This is a genomic window from Streptomyces phytophilus, from assembly GCF_013870535.1.
In the GTDB taxonomy this organism is placed as follows: domain Bacteria; phylum Actinomycetota; class Actinomycetes; order Streptomycetales; family Streptomycetaceae; genus Streptomyces; species Streptomyces phytophilus.
This window is the reverse complement of the sequence record NZ_JACBXC010000757.1, coordinates 1-2,972: the sequence shown is the minus strand read 5'-3', so window position 1 is coordinate 2,972 and position 2,972 is coordinate 1. Positions and strand designations below refer to the sequence as shown.

Below are 2,972 nucleotides of genomic sequence, written 5' to 3'. Positions count from 1 at the left end.
GGCGTACCCGTCGGCCGGTGGGGCTGGCTGCCGCTGCTCGCCGGCGTCGCCGTGGCGACCGCGCTGCCCCGGGCCGCGGGCGTCGACACGGCGCTGAAGTGGCCGAACGACGTGCTCGTGACCGTCGGCGGCGAGGAGCGCAAGGCGGGCGGCATCCTCGTGGAGCGCCCCGATGCCACGGCCGAGTCCGTGGTCCTCGGCATCGGCATCAACGTCACCCTGCGCGCCGCCGAACTGCCCGTCCCGCAGGCCGGCTCGCTGGCCCTGGCCGGCGCGAAGGTCACCGACCGGGACCCGCTGCTGCGCGCGGTGCTGCGATCGCTGGAGCGGTGGTACGGAAGCTGGCGTACGGCGGACGGCGACCCGGCCGGCGCCCGGCTGCAGGAGACGTACGCGGCGGGCTGCGCGACGCTCGGCCGGCAGGTCCGCGCGGAGCTGCCGGGCGGGACTGCGGTGACGGGGGAGGCCGTCGCGGTGGACGGCGACGGCCGGCTGGTGCTGGCCACGGCGGCGGGGCTGGCGGAGCCGGTGAGCGCGGGGGACATCGTGCACCTGCGGTCCGCGGCCGAAGCGGAGTGAGCTGGGCCACACTTCCCGTATCGTGGGGACCGCAAGGGCGGTGGCCAGGGAACGGACGGGCGGAGGGGGCAGCCGGTGAGTGAGGTTGCGGGCTCCTCCGGTGCGGAGGAGCCGAAGGACCCGGTGGACCGGGACGGCGCCGAGGGCGCCGCGGGCGCCGCCGACGCCGTGCGTTCCGCGGGTACGGAGAGCCCGGAGGATCCGGATCCGGAGAGCGAAGAAGACCCGATCGCACTCCGCATCGAACAGCTCATCCTGGGCTCCGACCGCCGCTACACGCCCTTCCAGGCCGCCCGCGCCGCGGGCGTGCCGATGGAGCTGGCGGCCCGCTTCTGGCGCGCCATGGGCTTCGCCGACATCGGCCAGGCCAAGGCCCTCACCGAGGCCGACGTCCTCGCCCTGCGCCGGCTGGCGGGCCTGGTGGAGGCCGGCCTGCTGAGCGAGGGCATGGCCGTGCAGGTGGCGCGCTCCACCGGGCAGACCACGGCCCGGCTGGCGGACTGGCAGATCGACTCCTTCCTCGAAGGGCTCACCGAGCCGCAGGAGGGCATGTCCCGTACGGAGATCGCGTACCCGCTCGTCGAGCTGCTGCTGCCGGAGCTGGAGGAGTTCCTCGTCTACGTCTGGCGCCGCCAGCTCGCCGCGGCCACCGGCCGGGTCGTCCAGGCGCAGGACGACGACGAGATGGTCGACCGCCGCCTCGCGGTCGGCTTCGCCGACCTCGTGGGCTTCACGCGGCTGACCCGGCGGCTGGAGGAGGAGGAGCTGGGCGAGCTGGTCGAGGCGTTCGAGACCACCGCCGCCGACCTGGTCGCCGCCCACGGCGGCCGACTCATCAAGACGCTCGGCGACGAGGTGCTGTTCTCCGCCGACGACGCGGGCACGGCGGCGGAGATCGGCGTCCGGCTGATCGAGACCCTGGCCCACGACGAGACGATGCCGGAGCTGCGCGTGGGCATCGCGTTCGGCACGGTGACGACGCGCATGGGCGACGTCTTCGGCACGACGGTGAACCTGGCGTCCCGGCTGACGTCGATCGCGCCGAAGGACACGGTGCTGGTGCACAGCGACTTCGCCGAGGAGCTGATACGGGACGGGGACGCCCCGGAGTCCGAGGCGGCGGCCACGGCGGCGGAGAAGGCGGCGGCGGAGGGCGGCACGGGGGAGGCCCCGTCGTACCGGTTCGCGCTCCAGCCGATGTGGCAGCGGCCGGTGCGGGGGCTGGGTGTGGTGGAGCCCTGGCTGCTGAGCCGCCGGGGCTGAGCGGGGGACACCGGACCGGAGTGCCCTGGCGGGCAAGGCTCCACTCCGCGGAGGCGCTCACCGCACGAGCGGGGATGGTCCCTTGGCGATCGGGACCGTCTGGAACGCCGCGAGGTGCGGTGCCAGGCTCCCCCACAGCGCTTCGCTCGTGGGCGGTGCCCCCAGCGAGCCCGGCGAAGATCCAAACGACAGGCCCTAGCCCCGGCTCCCCGCCTGCCTGCCTCTGAACGCCCGCCTGCTCCGGCCCCGCGGCGGGTCGTCCGCCAGCCGCGTCGCCTCTCGGTCCCGGCCCGCCACCACCGGGCCCTCCGCCCCCGCCGCCTTCGCCGCGTACTGCGCCGCGTCCGCCAGCCGCAGCAGCCGGCGGCCCGACGGCACCGGACCGATCGGGTCCCCCGTCGAGGCCACCCCGCACGCGACCCCCTGGCCCGGCTTCAGGGACGCCGCCCGCGCGCACAGTTCCGTCGCCGTCCGGACCACGTCGTCCGCCGGGGGCCCCGCGGACAGCAGGCAGAACTCGTCGCCGCCCAGCCGGGCGGCGACCGTGTCCGCCAGCGCCGCCCCGTGCACGGACAGCAGCTTGCCGAATCGTTCCAGCAGGCGGTCGCCGCCGGCGTGGCCGAAGGAGTCGTTGACCTCCTTGAGGCCGTTGACGTCGCAGACGACCAGGCTGATCACCGTGCCCTCCGCCCGGTGCCGCGCCACCGCTTCGTCCAGCCGCAGGTCCAGCGCCCGGCGGTTGGCCAGCCCCGTCAACGGGTCCGTGAACGCCAGCCGCTGCGCCTCCGCCAGCCGCTCCGTCTGCGCCAGCCCCGCCGCGACCACCGCGCTCACCGCCGCCGCGAGGGCCGCCTCGTACGGGTTGAAGGCGGCCGCGCCGCGCGGGCGGGCGACGTACAGCTCACCCCATGTCCGCCCGTGCACCAGCAGCGGTACCACCAGGCAGCTGCCCCGCCCCCGCCGCCGCAGCCCCTCCCCGCGCGGCCCGGGGGAGTCCTCCGTCGCCGTCCAGGGGCCGCCGGCGGACATCGGGTCGGGGAAGTCGCGCAGCGGGTAGGACTCGTCCGGCGGGAACTCCTCCTCGCCGGGTGTCCGCTCGCCGTCGTTGACGAGCACCCGCAGCCGCCCGC

3 protein-coding genes are annotated in these 2,972 nt (G+C 76.1%); 2 read left to right on the top strand and 1 reads right to left on the bottom strand.

The window, feature by feature from the left end; all coding sequences use genetic code 11:
• Positions 1–579: biotin--[acetyl-CoA-carboxylase] ligase (locus tag H5J30_RS24750; RefSeq protein WP_181789571.1), on the top strand; the 579-nt coding region annotated here is incomplete at its 5' end.
• A gap of 123 nt (positions 580–702) precedes the next feature.
• Positions 703–1,842, top strand: a complete 1,140-nt coding sequence (locus H5J30_RS24745; protein WP_181789572.1) for an adenylate/guanylate cyclase domain-containing protein — start codon at positions 703–705, stop codon at positions 1,840–1,842.
• A 195-nt stretch (positions 1,843–2,037) separates the two neighbouring features.
• On the opposite strand, the gene H5J30_RS24740 is transcribed toward H5J30_RS24745, so the two are convergent.
• Positions 2,038–2,972: GGDEF domain-containing protein (locus H5J30_RS24740; protein WP_181789570.1), on the bottom strand; the 935-nt coding region annotated here is incomplete at its 5' end.